Genomic DNA, 18,236 nt, shown 5'->3' with positions numbered 1-18,236 from the left:
TACTAAGAAATTAGTTAATTTTTAAACTAAAATTTTCAACAAGATGAGACAATATAAATTCATATTAAGTGGTGGAGGAACAGGTGGACATATCTATCCTGCGATCGCCATTGCAAATGAATTAAAATCTCGCTTTCCTGATGCTGATTTTCTTTTTGTTGGTGCCAAAGATAAGATGGAAATGCAAAAAGTACCTCAGTCCGGTTTTCAAATCAGAGGTTTATGGATTGCAGGTTTGCAAAGGAAAATAAGTGCCCAAAATTTAATGTTTCCATTAAAATTAGCCGATAGTTTATGGAAATCAAGAAAAATATTAAATGAGTTTAAGCCCGATGTAGTTATTGGAACAGGTGGATTTGCCAGCGGACCATTGTTAAAAATGGCTAGTATAATGGGGATTCCAACAGTGATTCAAGAACAGAATTCCTTTCCTGGAATTACAAACAAATTATTAAGCACAAAAGCAAATACAATTTGTGTGGCTTATGAAAATCTAGAACGATTTTTCCCAAAAGAAAAAATGGTTTTAACTGGGAATCCGGTTCGTGAGGATTTAATTGATATTGAAAGTAAAAGAGCAGCTGCTATTGCTCACTTTAATTTAGATGTTGATAAAAAAACACTATTAGTTCTTGGTGGAAGCTTGGGAGCACGAAGAGTAAATCAATTGATCGAAAAAGAGTTGGTTAATTTTCAAAAGCAAAATGTTCAAATAATATGGCAGTGCGGGAAATTGTATTTTGAAGATTATAAAAAATACAATTCTGCGACAGTTCAGGTGGTTGATTTTATCGAAAGAATGGATTATGTATATGCTGCAGCAGATATTATTATTTCCAGAGCGGGAGCGTCCTCAGTATCGGAATTATGTATTGTGGGTAAACCAGTAATTTTTATCCCGTCGCCTAATGTTGCTGAAGATCATCAAACTAAAAATGCAAAAGCTATTGTAGATAAAAAAGGTGCGCTATTGTTGAAAGAGTCTGAACTCGATTCAGAGTTTAGCTTGGTTTTTGAAGCGCTGTTAAAAGATAAAGGAAAGCAAAGTCAATTGAGCGAAAATATCAAACATTTAGCGATGCCTAATGCTACAAAAATGATTGTAGATAAGATAGTAACTTTAATAAAATAGCAAGTAAGATTTGTAATTGAAAAAATAAAAAATGGATTTAAAGCAAATACATAACGTCTACTTCATCGGTATTGGTGGCATCGGAATGAGTGCTTTGGCTCGGTATTTTAAAAATATCGGCAAGCAAGTTTCCGGTTACGATAAAACGCCATCAGCTTTGACAAAAGAGCTCATTGATAGTGGTATTGCAATTCATTTTGAGGACAGGATCGATTTGATTCCTGAAGATTATTATATCGAAAACACCTTAGTAATTATTACGCCTGCTGTTCCTAAAACACATTCGCAATGGAATTATTTTGTTGAACGTGAATATAATATTAAGAAAAGAGCAGAAGTTTTAGGGATAATTACAAAAGATACTTTTTGTTTTGCGGTTGCGGGAACGCACGGTAAAACAACAACGTCTAGTATTTTAGGTCATATTTTGCATGATAGCGGTGCAGATGTTACTGCTTTTATTGGAGGAATAGTAGAAAATTATAATTCGAATCTAGTAGGAAACGGAAAAACAGTTACTGTTGTTGAGGCAGATGAATTTGATCGTTCGTTTTTACATTTGCATCCTAATATCGCTTGTATTACATCAATGGATGCGGATCATTTAGATATTTATGGAACCAGTGATGCGATAGAAGAATCCTTTGTTGAATTTGCAAATAAAGTAGAAGATAAAAGTAGATTATTTATCACCACCGAATTACCCTTAGAAGGCGTTACCGTAGCGGTGAGTGAAGATGCTGCGTACAGCGCAATAAATGTAAGGATCGAAAACGGGAGTTATATTTTTGACGTAAAAACACCAAATGGAATTTTAAAAGATTTCCGTTTTGGATTACCTGGAAAACACAATTTAATGAATGCTTTGATGGCTATCGCAATGGCAATAAATTTCGGCACCCCAACCGATGCCATTGCAATAGCCTTAGCTTCATTCAAAGGAATTAGAAGAAGATTTTCTTACCAGATTAAAAAGGATGAATTAGTCTATATCGATGATTATGCGCATCACCCAACAGAGATTAATGCGGTTTATCAGGCGGTAAGAGAATTATATCCTACTAAAAAAGTTTTAGCCTTGTTTCAGCCCCATTTGTTCAGTAGAACAAAAGATTTTGCTGATGATTTTGCCAAAAGTTTATCGCAGTTTGATGAGTTGTTGTTAATGGATATTTATCCAGCACGAGAATTGCCAATGGAAGGAATAACATCAGAATGGTTGTTGAATAAAGTGGAAAATAAAAATAAAAAATTAGTTTCAAAAGAAAATGTGATAGGAGCAATCCTGGAAAGTGATGCTCAAATAATCGTTACGATTGGAGCGGGAGATATTGGAGAATTAGTAGGGTCAATTAAAAAAGCGCTAAATGAAAATATTTAACTGGACAAACATGAGATTAGTGCTCATGTTAGGAGCTGTGATCTTTCTTTTTTCGTTTTCTTCTATTCGAAATCAAAGCAGAAAACTCACTAAATCTGTCGTTGTTTTTGAAGGAGATAATGCCCTTTTTGTAAAAAGAGAAACGGTTAATAAATTGTTAATAGAAAATAAAGAGAATGCCTCAAGCATTGGAAAAGATAAATTAGATTTGAATAAGCTAGAAAGAAGACTGAATTCAAATGAGATGATTGACAAATCAGATGTGTTTGTAAGTATTGATGGTGTTCTTAAAGCAGTAGTAGTTCAAAAGACACCAGTAGCAAGGGTTTTCGATAAAGAAGGTTCTTTTTATGTTGATTACGAGGGTGGTATCATGCCGCTTTCAGACAATTTTACGGCCAGAGTTCCGCTTGTTTCGGGGGTGATTAATAGAAAAAATAGCGAAAAATATTCTCAATTATTCCGTGTAATTTATGACGATGATTTTTTGAAAAAAAACATCATTGCTATAGAAGTTATGCACAATGGACGGTTGAAAATGCTCAATAGGAATTATAATTATGAAATTGATTTTGGAGATATTGCAAATATGGAGCAAAAATTCAAAGATTATAAGGCCTTTTTTCAAAAAGCAGTTTTAGATAGTTCGTTATATAAGTATAAAAAAATAGACCTCAGATTTACAAAACAAGTAGTTTGCACTAAATAAATAGATAAATGGAAAAAGAGAATGTTGCAGTGGGTCTAGATATTGGGACAACAAAAATTGTTGCCATGATAGGCAAGAAAAATGAATACGGTAAGTTGGAAATATTAGGAGTTGGTAAATCTAAAAGTTTAGGTGTTGCCAGAGGAGTTGTGAATAATATTACACAAACCATACAATCCATCCAACAAGCTGTTCAAGAAGCTGAGAATAATTCAGGTTATAAAATTAAGGATGTAGTAGTAGGAATTGCTGGACAACACATCCGCAGTATTCAACATACGGATTACATCAGTAGAAGTAATCCCGAAGAAGTAATAGGCGGAGCTGATATTCAGCTTCTGATAGATCAAGTGAATAAATTGGCCATGTTGCCAGGGGAAGAAATTATTCACGTTTTGCCACAAGAATTTAAAATTGATGGTCAATCTGAAATTAAAGAGCCTATCGGAATGTATGGTGGAAGATTAGAATCTAGTTTTCACGTTGTAGTTGGGCAAGCATCATCTATTAGAAACGTAGGAAGATGTATTCAAAGTTCAGGAATCGAATTGTCGGGATTGACATTAGAGCCATTAGCATCTTGTGACGCTGTATTGAGTCAAGAAGAAAAAGAAGCTGGAGTTGCCTTAATCGATATTGGTGGCGGAACAACAGATTTAGCAATTTTTAAAGATGGAATTATACGTCACACTGCCGTAATTCCTTTTGGAGGAAATGTAATTTCTGATGATATAAAAGAAGGTTGTTCGATCATTGAAAAACAAGCAGAATTATTAAAAGTAAAATTTGGTTCAGCTTGGCCAGGTGAAAATAGAGATAACGAAATAGTTTCTATTCCAGGATTAAGAGGAAGAGAGCCAAAAGAAATTTCTCTTAAAAACTTGTCAAAAATAATTCACGCGCGTGTTGTTGAAATTGTTGAGCTAGTTTTTACAGAAATCAAAGCCTACGGACATGAAGATCCACGCAAGAAGTTAATCGCTGGAATTGTTCTTACAGGTGGCGGTGCGCAACTAAAACATATTAAACAGTTAGTAGAATACATCACTGGGATGGATACTAGAATAGGTTATCCAAACGAGCATTTAGCAGGTGATTCTGATGAGGAATTTTCTAGTCCATTATATGCTACGGCAGTAGGGTTAGTGATGAACAGCATCGAAAATAATACGCAAAGTGCTGTTAGAAAAGACGAAATTGTTCAGCCAAAAGCAGCGCCATATCGTGCTCCTGTTATGGAAGTTCAGGATCGAAGAGAGGAAGAAGAGCAAGAATTAGAAACGGCTAGGAATGTTACTAAGGAAGAATCTACTGGAGATAAAATAAAACGCTCCTTTTTTGATCGTTATGTCGACAAGATCAAAGATTTTTTAGATAACGCAGAATAGGGCAAAGACCCAATAACAAAATACAACAATTAATAATTAATATCAAAAACCAAATAAAATGATGAGCAACTCAGAATTTGGAAGTATTTCATTTGATTTACCAAAAAACCAATCAAATGTAATCAAAGTAATTGGTGTAGGTGGAGGCGGAAGTAACGCCATAAACCACATGTTTAAACAAGGAATTAAAGGAGTAGACTTTATTGTTTGTAATACTGATTCTCAGGCATTACAAAGCAGTTCAGTTCCTAATAAAATTCAGCTAGGTGTGAACTTAACTGAAGGACTTGGTGCAGGAGCAAATCCTGACGTAGGTCAACAATCAGCGATAGAAAGTATCGCTGAAATTGAAAAGATGTTGGATCGCAATACTAAGATGGTTTTTATCACTGCAGGAATGGGTGGTGGAACCGGTACAGGTGCTGCGCCAGTAATTGCACAATTAGCTAAAGAAAGAGAAATTCTTACGGTTGGTATTGTAACACTTCCATTCTTGTTTGAAGGAAAAGTGCGTCAAGAGCAAGCGAAAATTGGAATCGAAAAACTGCGCAAGCAAGTAGACTCTCTAATTGTTATCAACAACAATAAGCTTAGAGAAGTATATGGAAACCTTGGTTTCAAAGCTGGATTCTCAAAGGCTGATGAAGTTTTAGCGACTGCATCTCGAGGAATTGCAGAAGTAATAACACACCACTATACTCAAAATATCGATTTACGTGATGCTAAGACAGTTTTGTCTAACAGCGGAACTGCGATAATGGGATCAGCTAATGCTGAAGGTGAAAACAGAGCTAAAGAGGCAATTGTGTCTGCTTTAGATTCTCCTTTACTAAATGATAATAAAATCACAGGTGCCAAAAACGTATTGTTGCTCATCGTTTCAGGTTCTAATGAAATCACTTTAGATGAAATAGGGGAAATTAACGACCATATTCAAAATGAAGCGGGTCACAATGCCAATATTATTATGGGTGTTGGTGAAGACGAAACCTTAGGTGATGCCATTGCAGTTACCATCATTGCAACGGGATTTGATATTGAACAACAAAATGGAATTGTAAACACAGAGCCAAAAAAAATAATTCATACACTAGAGGATGAACAAAGAAGTTTTCATAATCTATCACAAAACACAGTAGCGGGATTTGATTTAAACGCTGAAAAAACAGTTTCAGAGCCTAATCAAAGAGTTGTTTTTGATTTAGTGGAAGACGAGGTTACACCAGAGCCAGTAGTTCCTGTTGCGGGAAACGAAGAGTTGATGGCGATGTCTGAGTTTATTAAAAACCTAGATGTTAGTTTCGAAATCGTTTCTCCTATTAAAGATATTGATTTTACTTTCTCTTCTCCTAGAGCTGCAGAAGTAAAAGAAGTGCAACAGCCAAAAGCGATAGAAAGACAAGAACAAACTACTTTCTCTTTTGATTTACCAGTTCATAAGTCGGAGCCAGTTTACAAGCCAGAGCCAGTGCAAAAAGTAGAAGAAGAAAAAGTATTTTTTGAATTGACTAATGAAACGCGTGACATCAAGGTGAACCAACCCGTTCAATTTGTACCTGTGACTGAATTGTCAGATAAAGGAATTATCAAGTATTCTCTTGAAGAGTATATGGAAGTCGAAGATAATTTCGCCTCTTCTAAACCAGTTGCAAAAGTGGTTGAAGAAGTTATTCCTGCTGAGATGAACATCACGATGAAGCAAGTTCAAGCTAGTGTAGAAGCTCCTACAAGATTTGAGGAAATCTCTCCTATGGAAATGACGATAGAGGATACTTTGAAGCTTAGAGCTGACGAGAGAAGAAAAAAGTTAAAGGAATTCAATTACAAGTTTCACAATAATGTTTCTAAATTGGATGAATACGAAAAAGAGCCTGCTTATAAGAGATTAGGAATAGACATCTCAAATACACAGTCAAACAATACAAATTCGAGAATATCTGTTGGAACAGATAGTAACAACGATTTACAGTTGCGTTCTAACAATTCTTTTTTACATGATAATGTAGATTAATACGTACATAATTCATTATTATTTAACCCGAAAATTGAATTTAATTTTCGGGTTATTTTTTTTATCTTCGCACACGTAATGTGGGTTTTTATTTTATGGGCCTTAATCCTGCTTTCGTTTCAAGCTTTTTCTCGAAACTGCTTTTTTCAAAGTCCTTAAAAGAGCTTCCTTCGGTCGCTTTTTAAGTTCAAGAAAAAATGCAATTTCTCATAAAAGGCTTTTCACTACAATCAGGGGCAGAAATAAATCAATTACACAAGTCACAAGTAATTAAACTAAGCAATCTTGCTTAATCAAATAAAAACAAAAATGAGTTTATCAGTACAAATCATGGACGAGCTTAAAGCTGCCATGAGAGCCAAAGATACAGTAGCTTTAGAAGCCTTAAGAGCGATTAAATCTGAAATCCTTTTAGCTCAGACAGCTTCAGGTTCAAAAGAAGAAATTTCAGAGGACGATGAAGTTAAATTACTTCAAAGACTAGTTAAAACGCGTAAAGAAAGCGCAAGAATTTTCACAGAGCAAAATCGTTTAGATCTTGCAGAACCAGAATTAGCACAAATCGCAGTTATTGAAAAGTTCTTACCTGCGCAATTAAGCGAAGCAGAAGTAGAAGCTGTGATTGCAAAAATCATTGCCGAAACTGGTGCAAGCGGAATAGCTTCAATGGGAAAAGTAATGGGGTTAGCGTCTGCACAACTAGGAGGAACAGCCGAAGGTAAAACCATCTCTTCAATAGTTAAGAAATTATTGGTTTAAAAAATTTAGGATTTGGGAATTTAGATTTAGGATTTTTATAATCTTAAGTCTAAATGTTCATATCAAAATGGCTGAGTAGTTCAACTGGATAGAATATCAGATTTCGACTCTGAGGGTTGCAGGTTCGAACCCTGTCTCGGCCACTACAATAGAAGCAATAAAATAGCAAAATATGTTTTGCCATTTTATTGCTTTTTTGTTTTAAAGCAGTAGATTTAATGTCAAATCAAATCTCTAGGATTTTAGCTGTAGTATTGATGGATGTATTTCAAGTTTTTCTAATTGGATTTATCGGAATCATAATAGTACTTTTTGTTGTAAGGCTAATTGTTGAACCGCTATATGTCATGGTTTTTAATAAACCGCTTTATATTCATTGGTATCCTTTTAAAAAAAAATTGAGTCTGCTACAAAGAGATATTCTAAGAAAGGAATGCGCTTTTTACCAAAGATTATCTGAAAATAGAAAACTGTTCTTTGAACACCGAACGGCTGTCTTTATTGCAAACTATAAGTTTTTCGGGAAAGATAATTTTGTAGTTACTGATCAGTGTAAGGTTTTAATTGCTGCTTCTTATGTAATGCTGACTTTTGGGATGCGACATTATTTGATTAATGTTTTTGATAAGATAATCATTTATCCACACTCTTATTTATCGACCATACGAAAAGAGTATCATAAGGGAGAATTCAATCCCAGATTAAAAGCCTTGGTTTTTTCTTGGCAGGATTTTATGGAAGGAAACCGTTTTGATAATGACAATCTTAATCTTGGAATACATGAGTTTTCGCATGCCTTGTATTTTCATGGGTTGAGAAGTAGGGATCAAAGTAGTGTTGTTTTTGCGAGTACTTATGCAAAAATACAAGAGTATTTAGTGAGACCTAACGTGTTGAACCTCCTTGTCGCGTCTAATTATTTTAGAATTTATGCTTATACCAACCAAATGGAGTTTTTGGCAGTAATTTTGGAACATTTTTTTGAAACACCTGAAGTATTCAAGAAAGAGTTTCCAGAGCTTTATGATAACGTTAAGGAGCTGATTAATTTCGATGATCGAGATTTAAAGCTATAGAATTCCCTTGTTGCGAAAGGTCTATACGTTGAATAAGATCAGAATTTGTGACCACTAATCATTTTGGTTTTTTTCCGTTTGTTACGCTCTTCTTTTTTTTGTTGTAAATTTAAGTGCAATTAAAAACTATGATGTTATGAAACAGAATGTACCAGTATCCACAATTATGACTAAAAATATAATTAAGTTGAATCTTTCTGATGCTTTAACTAAAGCTGAATCCTTATTTAAAGCAAATAAAATCAGACACATTCCGGTTGTAAGTGAATATAAGATTGTTGGATTACTCAGTTACACTGATTTGTTGAGAGTCTCTTATGCAGAGTCGGTTGATGACGATACTGAAAAGATTGATTCTATTGTGTTTAATATGTTTACCATAAGTCAAGTAATGGTTAAAGATATAGTGGTAATTTCGTCTGAAACAACCATAAAAGAGGCTGCCGAAATTTTATCTAAAAATGAATTTCATGCTTTGCCTGTTTGTGATAATGATGCATTAGTTGGTATTGTTACTACTACAGATTTGATAAAATACTTATTGGATCAATACACGGAAGTGCTATAAAAAAATTCCCGTACTAAATGTAGTACGGGAGTTTTCTAATGTTATAAAAAAATATAATGATTTATTAAATTGCTGTCAACTTTTTTAAGTTAGCAATAGTTGCAGTTGGGTTTTCAGCTTTAAATACATAGCTACCTGCTACAAGAACATCTGCTCCAGCTTCTACAAGTTGCTTTGCGTTTTTGTTTGTAACACCACCGTCGACTTCAATTAATGTCGTTGCTCCTTTTCTGGTGATTAAAGCTTTTAGTTTTTGAACTTTAGCATAAGTGTTCTCGATAAACGATTGTCCTCCAAAACCAGGATTCACACTCATTATACACACTAAGTCGATATCGTTGATAACGTCTTCTAACAAGTCAATATTAGTATGAGGATTAATTGCTACTCCAGCTTTCATTCCTTCCGCTTTGATAGCTTGTAGCGTTCTGTGAAGATGTGTACAAGCTTCAAGGTGTACGCTTAGGATATTAGCTCCAAGATCAGCAAAAGTCTTGATATAACGGTCTGGATCTACAATCATCAAATGTACATCAATCGTTTTTTTAGCATGCTTGTTAATTGCTTCCAAAACTGGCATTCCGTATGAAATGTTGGGAACAAAAACACCATCCATAATGTCAATATGAAACCAGTCCGCCTCACTATTGTTGATCATTTCGATGTCGCGTTGTAGATTTCCAAAATCGGCAGCCAATACTGAGGGTGCAATAAGTGTATTTTTCATTTTAAGCTGAATTTATTTCAGCATATTGTTATTGCTGAAATCTGTTAGTGTTGTTTAATCTGAATTTATTTCAGATTTTTTAGTTGTAGTTTTTGCAAAATTAGGTTATTTAAAACAAATGCGAAAGTTTTTTTGTGGGTACAAATTGAGATTGGGATGTGGCTTTTGCGTAAGGGATTGCAATAAAAATCCTTTTACTTTTTTCTTTAAAAAGGAAAAGATTGAAATGGAAAGCCCGACCCGAAGTTTTTACGGAGGGTTACGCCCAAATTAATTGCAATTACAAAATACAATTTCAATAAAAAAAGGGGATAAAGGAGGGGGAGAATCTGAAACAAGTTCAGATTAAAAAAGTAAAACTCCGGTAATCAGCCGGAGTTTCAATCATCAATCAAAAAACGAACAGTCAATCAAACTGTTGTTCATTTTGAATTAAAATGTTTAATAGTTTAAAGATTTTAATTGGGGGATATTTTTAACCTAGGTAGGTTTTTAGTATTTTACTTCTAGAAGTGTGTTTCAATCTACGGATTGCTTTTTCCTTGATTTGACGCACACGCTCACGAGTTAGGTCGAAAGTTTCTCCAATTTCTTCAAGAGTCATTGGGTGTTGGTCTCCAAGTCCAAAGTACAAACGAACTACATCAGCCTCTCTTGGAGTTAATGTCTCTAATGAACGCTCGATTTCAGTACGCAATGATTCGTGGATTAATTCCCTGTCTGGATTTGGAGATTCACCAGAACGCAATACATCGTAAAGGTTAGAATCTTCTCCTTCAACAAGAGGTGCATCCATTGATAAGTGACGACCAGAGTTTTTCATAGACTCTTTTACATCATTTACAGTCATGTCTAGTTCTTTTGCAATTTCCTCAGCAGAAGGTGGACGCTCGTTAGATTGCTCTAATAAGGCATACATTTTGTTGATTTTATTGATAGAACCAATTTTATTTAAAGGCAAACGAACGATACGAGATTGTTCTGCCAGAGCTTGTAGTATTGATTGACGAATCCACCATACCGCGTAGGAGATGAATTTAAATCCACGTGTTTCATCAAAACGTTGTGCTGCTTTTATCAATCCTAAGTTTCCTTCGTTAATTAAATCAGGAAGAGTTAATCCTTGATTTTGGTATTGTTTAGCCACCGAAACAACGAAACGTAAATTAGCTTTTGTCAATTTTTCCAAGGCTTTTTGATCCCCGGCCTTAATTTTTTGAGCTAATTCTACTTCCTCGTCAGCTGTAATAAGATCAACTTTTCCAATTTCTTGTAAATATTTGTCTAATGATGCAGTTTCACGATTCGTTACCTGCTTGGTGATTTTAAGTTGTCTCATGTTTTTGTGTCCTCAGTTTTTAAGTGTACAAGTAGTTATACGTATGGAGTTGCAAAAAAGTTACAATAATTTTAAAAATATTTTAGTTAAAAGTCAAAAACCCCATTTCAAATGAATGAAATGGGGTTTTTTATAAATAAACCTTTAGTAAACTAAGATCTGATTACTCTTTTCTTTCCTCGCGTGGAGGTCTTGGCATAAGTGCTTTTCTAGACACTTTTTCTTTTCTTGTTTTAGGATCCATTCCTAAGTATTTAATTTGGAAAGTATCTCCCATATTAACTACATCAGAAACATTTTCAGTGCGTTCCCATGCCAATTCAGATACGTGAAGTAAAACTTCATTTCCTGGAGCGTCAAGGTACTCAACTACTGCACCAAAGTCTAGCATTTTTATTACTTTCACATTATAAGACTCATTCATTTGAGGTTTGAATGTGATCGATTTTATTTTAGCTAATACCGCTTCGATTCCAGCAGGATCTGTTCCTAAAATTTCAATAACTCCTTCTTCAGTAGTTGGATCTTCATTGATAACAATTGTAGTTCCTGTAGTTTTTTGTAATTCTTGAATCACTTTTCCTCCAGGTCCGATTAATGCTCCAATGAATGCATTAGGAATTCTTCTTGTAATAATTTTTGGAGCGTAAGCTTTAACATCTTCTTTTGGAGTTGCCAAAGTATCGATTAATTTTCCAAGGATATGTAAACGTCCGTCACGAGCTTGCGCTAATGCTGCTTCCATAATCTCGTATTTCAATCCATCAATCTTGATGTCCATTTGACAAGCTGTAATTCCTTCAGAAGTTCCAGTTACTTTAAAGTCCATATCTCCTAAGTGATCTTCATCACCAAGAATATCAGACAATACAGCATAACGATCTCCATCTGTAATCAATCCCATCGCAATTCCAGATACTGGACGAATCATTTGGATACCAGCATCCATTAATGATAATGTTCCAGCACAAACTGTTGCCATAGAAGAAGAACCATTCGATTCTAATACTTCTGAAACTACACGAATGGTATAAGGACAATCAGCAGGAATCATATTTTTTAATGCTCTTTGCGCTAAGTTTCCGTGACCAACTTCTCTTCTTGAAGTTCCTCTTAAAGGACGAGCTTCACCAGTTGAGAAAGGAGGGAAGTTATAGTGCAAGTAGAATTTTTCTTCCCCTTGTTGAGATGGAGAATCAATTTGGTTTGCTTCTCTAGAGGTTCCTAAAGTTGCAGTTGCCAATGCTTGAGTTTCTCCACGTGTAAACAGTGCCGATCCGTGTACAGATGGTAAGTAATCTACTTCACACCAGATATCTCTAATTTCTGTAGTTTTTCTTCCGTCTAAACGTGTTCCTAAATCTAGGGTTACGTTACGAACTGCTTCTTTGTTTGTTTTTTTGAAATATTTAGAAACTAAGTCTCCATCTACTGCCAATTCTTCTTCAGTAAATAAAGCTTTTACTTCGTCTTTTACTTCGTCAAATGCAGCTGTGCGTTCTTGTTTAGAAGAACCTTTGCTTGCAATTGCATATATTTTATCATAAGATGCTGCTTTTACTTTAGCGTAAATAGCTTCGTCTTCTCTTTCTCCTTCGTAAGTGCGAACTTCTTTTTTTCCAAAAGCAGCTTGCAAACGCAATTGAGCAGAAATTTGATTTTTGATATGTTCGTGAGCAAATTTAATTGCTTCAAGCATTTCTGCTTCTGAAATTTCTTTCATTTCACCTTCTACCATTGCGATAGAATCCATAGAAGCTCCAATCATCATATCGATGTCAGATAATTCTAATTGTGCACGACTTGGGTTGATGATGAATTTTCCGTCTATACGACCAACTCTAGCTTCAGAGATTAGTGTTTCGAATGGAATGTCAGACAAAGCTAAAGCTGCTGATGCTGCTAAACCTGCTAATGCATCTGGCATAACATCTTCGTCATGAGACATCAACTGAATCATAACTTGCACTTCTGCATGATAATCATCTGGGAAAAGTGGACGCAATACACGGTCTACTAAACGCATTGTTAATACTTCGCTGTCACTTGGTCTAGCTTCTCTCTTAAAGAAACCACCAGGAAAACGTCCTGCTGCAGCAAATTTTTCACGATAATCTACCGTTAATGGTAAAAAGTCGATACCTGGACTTGCTTTTCTTGAAGATACTACTGTTCCTAAAATTACAGTTTTACCTATTCTAATTACTACAGATCCGTCAGCTTGTTTGGCTAAGCGACCTGTCTCGATTGTGATGTTTCTGCCATCACCTAAATCGATACTTTCTACAAATAATTGTGGAATCATAAATTTAATTTATTAGTTAAACATGGGTTCTAGTTGTGTTGTAGTTGTTGTTTGCGTAGTTAATGCCTAAAACCCAATGAAAAACCAAACTTTTTTTATTCTTAATTTTGCCCCTTTAGGGGTTGTGGGGGTAAAAACAAAAAGAGGCACTCTCGCGCCTCTTTAATATATTGATTATTTTCTGATACCCAATACTTTGATAATCTCACGATATCTGTTGATTTCTTTCTTTTTCAAGTAATCTAACAAAGATCTTCTTTTTCCTACTAGCAATACTAATGAACGCTCTGTGTTATAATCGTGACGATTTTTTTTCAAATGTTCTGTTAGGTGGCTAATTCTGAAACTGAACAAAGCAATTTGAGCTTCTGCTTTACCTGTGTTTGTTTTTTCTCCGTGTTGTGCGAAGATTTCTTCTTTAATCTCTTTCGTTAAATACATTCCAATATTTGTTTAATGATTTTTATGTATGTCATACATGTATTGTAAGACGGCTGCAAAGATAATATTTATTTTCAAAATGACAATATAAATTTTATCTAAGATTTATTGCAATAGTTTTCAGGATGTTAAACTGTAAACGTTTTTGCAATTTCCTGATTTACAAATTCTAAAAATCGCTCGTCTTCCTCTGTAAAGGGATCAATTACATGACTGTCGATATCAATTTGACCAATATTTTCACCATTTACAAAAAGTGGAACCACGATTTCTGATTTTACTGTAAAACTACAAGCGATGTAGTTGTCTTGTGCAGCAACATCTGGCACCACAAAGTTATTGTTAGAAACTGCCACTTGTCCGCAGATTCCTTTTCCAAAAGGAATTACAGTATGATCCGTTTCTGCTCCTACATACGGACCTAAATGCAAGGTTTTTGTATCGTGATTGGCAAAATAAAATCCTACCCAGTTGTAATATTCGATATTCTCGTTAAGTAGTTGGCAAACAGATAAAAGCTTTTCGTCTCTGGAAAGACTATTATTTAGAGTAATTGCAGTTACCTTTGGTTGTAATTCCTGAAATGTCATGTTTTATAATTTTTAAGCAAAAGTATTTAAAGTCCCTTTTAAAAATTATATAAATTTGTTAAAAAATAGATTTTGAAAAAATATTTTATTCGCTACAAACCTTTTTTGCTTTTTTTGATAAAGTTTTTTTTGACTTTTATCATTCTTACCGTAGTGTATCAAGTTTTTTTGGGTAGGTTCGAAAATAATAAAATTGATTCCATTACAAGATTAGTGGCAAAGAATACAGTCCAGTTCCTGGATTTGTTTCCTGCGGATGCAGCGATAGAAGAAAATAAGGCGGGGACATTTATTAAGTTGATATACAATCATACATATGTTGCAAGGATGATTGAAGGATGTAATGCGGTGAGTATTATTATTTTATTTATTTCATTCGTCGTTTCCTTTTCGGGAAAGTTAAAACCAACGCTGCTTTTTATTTTCGCAGGTAGTGCAATTATTTATGTACTAAATGTGATCCGAATCGCGCTGTTGAGTGTCTTGATATATCATTTTCAGTCGCAGCTGTCTTTACTGCATGGAGTTTTATTTCCCTTATTTATATACGGAGTAGTTTTTATCTTGTGGTTAATCTGGATTCGTAAATTTTCATTATATGCTACAGTTACTACTGATAAATAAGGTAAGAGTTCTTTTGGGACTTATTTTTGTGCTTTTACTTGCTATGGTGAGAGCTTATGAGGATCAATTATTTTACGACCCTTTTTTAAATTATTTCAAAAGCGATTTTAATGCATTGCCATTACCTACTTATAATACTCTGCAGTTAATAGCGGGACTACTGTTTCGTTATGGATTAAATACGGCTTTATCTTTAGCTTTAATTTATGTGCTTTTTAAGGACATTGCAATGATTAAGTTCGCCACATTTTTATACGTCTTTTTCTTTATCATTTTAATAGTTGCCTTTTTCGCCGTAATTTATTGCTGCGGAGCGCATAATAACCTTATGCTTTTTTATGTACGCCGATTTCTTATCCAACCTATTTTTGTGATTTTATTTATCCCAGCATTTTACTATCAGAAGCTACATAAATAGTTTTTTTTAACTATCTTTAATAGCGGCTTTATTTCTCTAATAGCCAAATAATTATAGATATGAAGATAGTAAAACATTCTGGTGATTTAGTTGAATTCGATCATCAAAAACTCAGGAAATCGCTGCTGAAATCTGGAGCAGACAAGTTGGTTGTTGAGAATATCGTGAACGAAATAGGCAAAGATATCTACGAAGGAATTACCACAAAAAAAATTTACAAACGGGCTTTCGCTTTATTGAAAAAAGAAGCCAACTCACATGCAGCAAGGTATAATTTAAGGTCGTCTTTGCAATTATTAGGTCCGGCTGGTTTTTTCTTCGAAAAATATGTTGCACGACTTTTTGCGGCTGAAGGTTACCAAACGACTACTAATTTAACTTTACCGGGCAAATGCGTTTCTCATGAAATTGATGTTTTGATGAAGAAAAATGATGAATTGGCTATGGTGGAATGTAAATTTCATTCGGCGAGAGAAAATAAGTCAAACATAAAAGACACCTTGTATGTTTACGCGAGATTCAACGATCTGAAAGAAAGAAAACAAATCGTTTTTGCAAAAAATGAATTCATTTCAAAATGTTGGATAGTGACCAATAATCAATTTTCATCGGATGCCGTAGATTTTGCCAAATGTTCGGGGATGAATTTATTAAGTTGGGATTATCCGGTAGACAATAATTTGAAAACCATAAACGATAGAGATTGTCTTTATCCTGTAACTTGTCTTACAACCTTGTCTTTGGCTGAAAAAGATAAATTGTTGGTATTAGATGTAATCTTGGCAAAAGAGCTGGTAAATCATTCAGAAAAATTAGAGAAAATTGGCGTGAGCGCCAACAGAATTAGAAATGTTTTAAAAGAAGTACGAGAATTAGTTAGATGTATTTAAAATAAATAAGGGTAAGATTTTTTGAACTTAAAAACTAGGTCATGAAAGTAACATTTATAGGAGCGGCGGGAACTGTTACAGGTTCAAAAACAGTAGTAGAAAGCAATGGAATTCGGATTTTAATAGATTGCGGACAGTTTCAAGGTATAAAACCTTTGCGGGAATTGAATTGGAATCCACTGCCGGTTTTGGCTTCCTCTATAGATTTTGTGCTGCTTACGCATGGACATTTAGATCACTGCGGATGGTTACCACGATTAGTCAGTCAAGGTTTTAAAGGTAAAATTTATTGTTCCAGCGCTACAAAAGAAGTTGCCCAACTTATTCTTCTGGATAGTGGTAAAATTCAGGAAGAAGAAGCTGAAAGAGCGAATAAAGAAAAATATTCTAAACACGAAGTGGCCGAGGCTCTGTATACCGTAGCACAAGTCGAAAAAGTTTTCCCGCATTTTAGAGTGGTTAAAACAAATGAACCAGTTTCTTTAGACGCCGAAATTTCGGCTGTTTTTGTCAACGCAGGACATATCATCGGAGCTTGCAGTATTGAGTTACAACTTGAAAATAAAACCTTAGTTTTTTCAGGCGACATTGGGCGCGATAACGATGTTTTGATGTTTCCGCCTACTAAACCTAAAAAAGCGGATTATATATTTCTCGAAAGTACGTACGGCGATCGATTGCATCCTGATACAGATGCCAAGGCTGAATTAGAAACCTACATTAACGCTACTTTTGCAAAAGGTGGTACAACGATTATTCCCAGTTTTGCAGTAGAGCGAGCTCAGACCATAATGTTTTTACTATGGCAGTTGAAGCAGGAACATAAAATACCGGATATTCCCTATATTATTGATTCTCCAATGGGAGTAGGCGCCTTCGATATTTTTTTTAACAATTTAAAATGGCATAAGCTTACATTGGAAGATTGTAAGGCAATGAGTAGAATGTTTGTGATGATTACAGACTATAAAGATACAATTGAAGCAATTTATAATAAAGGTCCAAAGGTTGTGATTGCAGCAAGCGGAATGGTAACTGGAGGAAGAGTTTTGAGTTATTTAGAACGCTACATTGGTTTGCCTGAAACGACAGTAGTTATTGTAGGGTATCAGGCAGAAGGAACTCGTGGCCGAAAATTACTCGAAGGAGCCAAAGAGGTTAAAATCTATGGAAAGTATTATCCTGTTGAAGCAAAGATTCATGAAATAGAAGGCCTATCAGCACATGCGGATCAAAAGGGATTACTCAACTGGCTTTCAGAATTAGAAAATAAACCTACAAAAGTATTCTTAGTTCACGGCGAAAACCAGCCGGCAGATGAACTTCGCATAAAAATAAAAGAGAATTATGGTTTTGATTGTTCCGCGCCTTTAATGGGACAGGTCTTTGAAATTTAAAGTTTAACACCTGTTAGAATATAGTATGACATTAAATTGTTAATTTTGCGATATGAAGTTTAAGAAACACATTAGTTTACTTTTAGCTATTTTCCTGTTGGTTTCCAATATGGGAATGGCTGTAAATGTGCACTATTGTGGTGGAGAGATCGCTTCGATAGCTCCAGTTTATCTAAAGTCATCCTCCGCTGACCAAAGCAAGGAAAAAGGTTGTTGCGGTTCTGTTTCTGAATCGAAAGAGAGCTGTTGTAAGGACAAAGTGGTTCAGCTTCATAAAAAGTCGGATAATTTTGTAGTAAAAACGTTCTTTTTCAACATAGCAACCGCTGTTTTAACACCTGAATGGAGTCCTATTATTTATGCTGCGACTTCTAATTTTAAAATTAAGTCGGCGGCTTATTATTTTTGCGATGCAAATGCTCCTCCCTTTTTTAAGTTGTATCATCAATACATTTTCTACGCCTGATTTTTATGTTTCTCT

General features: G+C 34.8%; 18 protein-coding genes and 1 tRNA gene. 14 read left to right on the top strand and 5 right to left on the bottom strand.

The genetic code is table 11. The features are described 5' to 3' along the window. Window positions 1-43: 43 nt before the first annotated feature. The 9 genes from murG (at window position 44) to E0F98_RS01245 (ending at window position 9,024) form a co-directional block, all read left to right on the top strand. Window positions 44-1,132, top strand: coding sequence for an undecaprenyldiphospho-muramoylpentapeptide beta-N-acetylglucosaminyltransferase (gene murG / locus E0F98_RS01285; RefSeq protein ID WP_132108437.1), 1,089 nt, complete (start codon window positions 44-46; stop codon window positions 1,130-1,132). A 31-nt stretch (window positions 1,133-1,163) separates the two neighbouring features. Further along, a complete protein-coding gene (murC, locus tag E0F98_RS01280; protein WP_132108435.1) occupies window positions 1,164-2,513 on the top strand; it encodes a UDP-N-acetylmuramate--L-alanine ligase in 1,350 nt (449 codons plus the stop codon). Then, complete coding sequence (locus E0F98_RS01275) at window positions 2,500-3,222, top strand: cell division protein FtsQ/DivIB (protein ID WP_132108433.1); 723 nt, start codon at window positions 2,500-2,502, stop codon at window positions 3,220-3,222. Before murC ends, E0F98_RS01275 begins: the two co-directional genes overlap by 14 nt. A gap of 8 nt (window positions 3,223-3,230) precedes the next feature. Next, on the top strand, window positions 3,231-4,610 hold the full coding sequence (ftsA, locus tag E0F98_RS01270) for a cell division protein FtsA (protein ID WP_132108431.1): 1,380 nt from the start codon (window positions 3,231-3,233) through the stop codon (window positions 4,608-4,610). A 58-nt stretch (window positions 4,611-4,668) separates the two neighbouring features. Further along, window positions 4,669-6,621 carry a cell division protein FtsZ gene (gene ftsZ / locus E0F98_RS01265; protein WP_132108429.1) on the top strand — a complete coding sequence of 651 codons (1,953 nt, stop codon included), beginning with the start codon at window positions 4,669-4,671 and terminating at the stop codon, window positions 6,619-6,621. Window positions 6,622-6,930: 309 nt separating this feature from the next. After that, window positions 6,931-7,380 (top strand): GatB/YqeY domain-containing protein, encoded by a 450-nt coding sequence (locus tag E0F98_RS01260; protein ID WP_132108427.1) that lies wholly within the window; start codon window positions 6,931-6,933, stop codon window positions 7,378-7,380. A 69-nt stretch (window positions 7,381-7,449) separates the two neighbouring features. After that, window positions 7,450-7,523 (top strand) — tRNA-Arg (locus tag E0F98_RS01255). A 75-nt stretch (window positions 7,524-7,598) separates the two neighbouring features. Next, a complete protein-coding gene (locus E0F98_RS01250) occupies window positions 7,599-8,456 on the top strand; it encodes a zinc-dependent peptidase (RefSeq protein WP_132108425.1) in 858 nt (285 codons plus the stop codon). Between the two features lie 136 nt (window positions 8,457-8,592). Beyond that, entirely contained in the window at window positions 8,593-9,024 is a 432-nt protein-coding gene (locus tag E0F98_RS01245; RefSeq protein WP_132108423.1) for a CBS domain-containing protein, read from the top strand. Between the two features lie 64 nt (window positions 9,025-9,088). On the opposite strand, the gene rpe is transcribed toward E0F98_RS01245, so the two are convergent. From rpe to E0F98_RS01220, 5 genes are all read right to left on the bottom strand, one after another. Continuing rightward, window positions 9,089-9,751: a ribulose-phosphate 3-epimerase gene (rpe, locus tag E0F98_RS01240; RefSeq protein WP_132108421.1), complete on the bottom strand. Its 663-nt coding sequence runs from the start codon at window positions 9,749-9,751 to the stop codon at window positions 9,089-9,091. Window positions 9,752-10,226: 475 nt separating this feature from the next. Beyond that, complete coding sequence (locus E0F98_RS01235; protein ID WP_007137700.1) at window positions 10,227-11,090, bottom strand: sigma-70 family RNA polymerase sigma factor; 864 nt, start codon at window positions 11,088-11,090, stop codon at window positions 10,227-10,229. Between the two features lie 163 nt (window positions 11,091-11,253). Further along, window positions 11,254-13,395, bottom strand: a complete 2,142-nt coding sequence (locus E0F98_RS01230) for a polyribonucleotide nucleotidyltransferase (protein WP_132108420.1) — start codon at window positions 13,393-13,395, stop codon at window positions 11,254-11,256. Between the two features lie 174 nt (window positions 13,396-13,569). Further along, complete coding sequence (gene rpsO, locus E0F98_RS01225; RefSeq protein ID WP_132108418.1) at window positions 13,570-13,836, bottom strand: 30S ribosomal protein S15; 267 nt, start codon at window positions 13,834-13,836, stop codon at window positions 13,570-13,572. A gap of 128 nt (window positions 13,837-13,964) precedes the next feature. Beyond that, window positions 13,965-14,426 (bottom strand): GAF domain-containing protein, encoded by a 462-nt coding sequence (locus tag E0F98_RS01220; RefSeq protein ID WP_132108416.1) that lies wholly within the window; start codon window positions 14,424-14,426, stop codon window positions 13,965-13,967. 72 nt (window positions 14,427-14,498) lie between these two features. Between E0F98_RS01220 and xrtF the strand changes: the two genes are divergently transcribed. From xrtF to E0F98_RS01195, 5 genes are read left to right on the top strand one after another with little or no spacing between them, the layout of a single operon-like run. Then, window positions 14,499-15,050, top strand: a complete 552-nt coding sequence (gene xrtF, locus E0F98_RS01215; RefSeq protein WP_132108414.1) for an exosortase family protein XrtF — start codon at window positions 14,499-14,501, stop codon at window positions 15,048-15,050. Then, window positions 15,025-15,468 (top strand): exosortase F system-associated membrane protein, encoded by a 444-nt coding sequence (locus tag E0F98_RS01210; protein ID WP_132108412.1) that lies wholly within the window; start codon window positions 15,025-15,027, stop codon window positions 15,466-15,468. The genes xrtF and E0F98_RS01210 overlap by 26 nt, the downstream gene beginning before the upstream one ends. A gap of 59 nt (window positions 15,469-15,527) precedes the next feature. Next, window positions 15,528-16,358, top strand: coding sequence for a restriction endonuclease (locus tag E0F98_RS01205; protein WP_132108410.1), 831 nt, complete (start codon window positions 15,528-15,530; stop codon window positions 16,356-16,358). 41 nt (window positions 16,359-16,399) lie between these two features. Further along, entirely contained in the window at window positions 16,400-17,755 is a 1,356-nt protein-coding gene (locus E0F98_RS01200; protein WP_132108408.1) for an MBL fold metallo-hydrolase RNA specificity domain-containing protein, read from the top strand. Between the two features lie 52 nt (window positions 17,756-17,807). Beyond that, a complete protein-coding gene (locus tag E0F98_RS01195) occupies window positions 17,808-18,221 on the top strand; it encodes an HYC_CC_PP family protein (protein WP_132108406.1) in 414 nt (137 codons plus the stop codon). The last annotated feature ends 15 nt before the right edge of the window (window positions 18,222-18,236 follow it).

Origin of the sequence: Flavobacterium hiemivividum (genome assembly GCF_004349145.1) — a bacterium.
Taxonomy (GTDB): domain Bacteria; phylum Bacteroidota; class Bacteroidia; order Flavobacteriales; family Flavobacteriaceae; genus Flavobacterium; species Flavobacterium hiemivividum.
Note: the sequence above shows the minus strand (reverse complement) of the source record. Positions and strands in the feature narration are given on the sequence as shown.

Excerpts from the sequence above, each read along its gene's own strand:
- murG (WP_132108437.1), top strand. The coding sequence starts at position 44 with ATGAGACAATATAAATTCATATTAAGTGGTGGAGGAACAGGTGGACAT.
- murC (WP_132108435.1), top strand. The coding sequence starts at position 1,164 with ATGGATTTAAAGCAAATACATAACGTCTACTTCATCGGTATTGGTGGC.
- E0F98_RS01275 (WP_132108433.1), top strand. The coding sequence starts at position 2,500 with ATGAAAATATTTAACTGGACAAACATGAGATTAGTGCTCATGTTAGGA.
- ftsA (WP_132108431.1), top strand. The coding sequence starts at position 3,231 with ATGGAAAAAGAGAATGTTGCAGTGGGTCTAGATATTGGGACAACAAAA.
- ftsZ (WP_132108429.1), top strand. The coding sequence starts at position 4,669 with ATGATGAGCAACTCAGAATTTGGAAGTATTTCATTTGATTTACCAAAA.
- E0F98_RS01260 (WP_132108427.1), top strand. The coding sequence starts at position 6,931 with ATGAGTTTATCAGTACAAATCATGGACGAGCTTAAAGCTGCCATGAGA.
- E0F98_RS01250 (WP_132108425.1), top strand. The coding sequence starts at position 7,599 with ATGTCAAATCAAATCTCTAGGATTTTAGCTGTAGTATTGATGGATGTA.
- E0F98_RS01245 (WP_132108423.1), top strand. The coding sequence starts at position 8,593 with ATGAAACAGAATGTACCAGTATCCACAATTATGACTAAAAATATAATT.
- rpe (WP_132108421.1), bottom strand. The coding sequence starts at position 9,751 with ATGAAAAATACACTTATTGCACCCTCAGTATTGGCTGCCGATTTTGGA.
- E0F98_RS01235 (WP_007137700.1), bottom strand. The coding sequence starts at position 11,090 with ATGAGACAACTTAAAATCACCAAGCAGGTAACGAATCGTGAAACTGCA.
- E0F98_RS01230 (WP_132108420.1), bottom strand. The coding sequence starts at position 13,395 with ATGATTCCACAATTATTTGTAGAAAGTATCGATTTAGGTGATGGCAGA.
- rpsO (WP_132108418.1), bottom strand. The coding sequence starts at position 13,836 with ATGTATTTAACGAAAGAGATTAAAGAAGAAATCTTCGCACAACACGGA.
- E0F98_RS01220 (WP_132108416.1), bottom strand. The coding sequence starts at position 14,426 with ATGACATTTCAGGAATTACAACCAAAGGTAACTGCAATTACTCTAAAT.
- E0F98_RS01210 (WP_132108412.1), top strand. The coding sequence starts at position 15,025 with ATGCTACAGTTACTACTGATAAATAAGGTAAGAGTTCTTTTGGGACTT.
- E0F98_RS01205 (WP_132108410.1), top strand. The coding sequence starts at position 15,528 with ATGAAGATAGTAAAACATTCTGGTGATTTAGTTGAATTCGATCATCAA.
- E0F98_RS01200 (WP_132108408.1), top strand. The coding sequence starts at position 16,400 with ATGAAAGTAACATTTATAGGAGCGGCGGGAACTGTTACAGGTTCAAAA.
- E0F98_RS01195 (WP_132108406.1), top strand. The coding sequence starts at position 17,808 with ATGAAGTTTAAGAAACACATTAGTTTACTTTTAGCTATTTTCCTGTTG.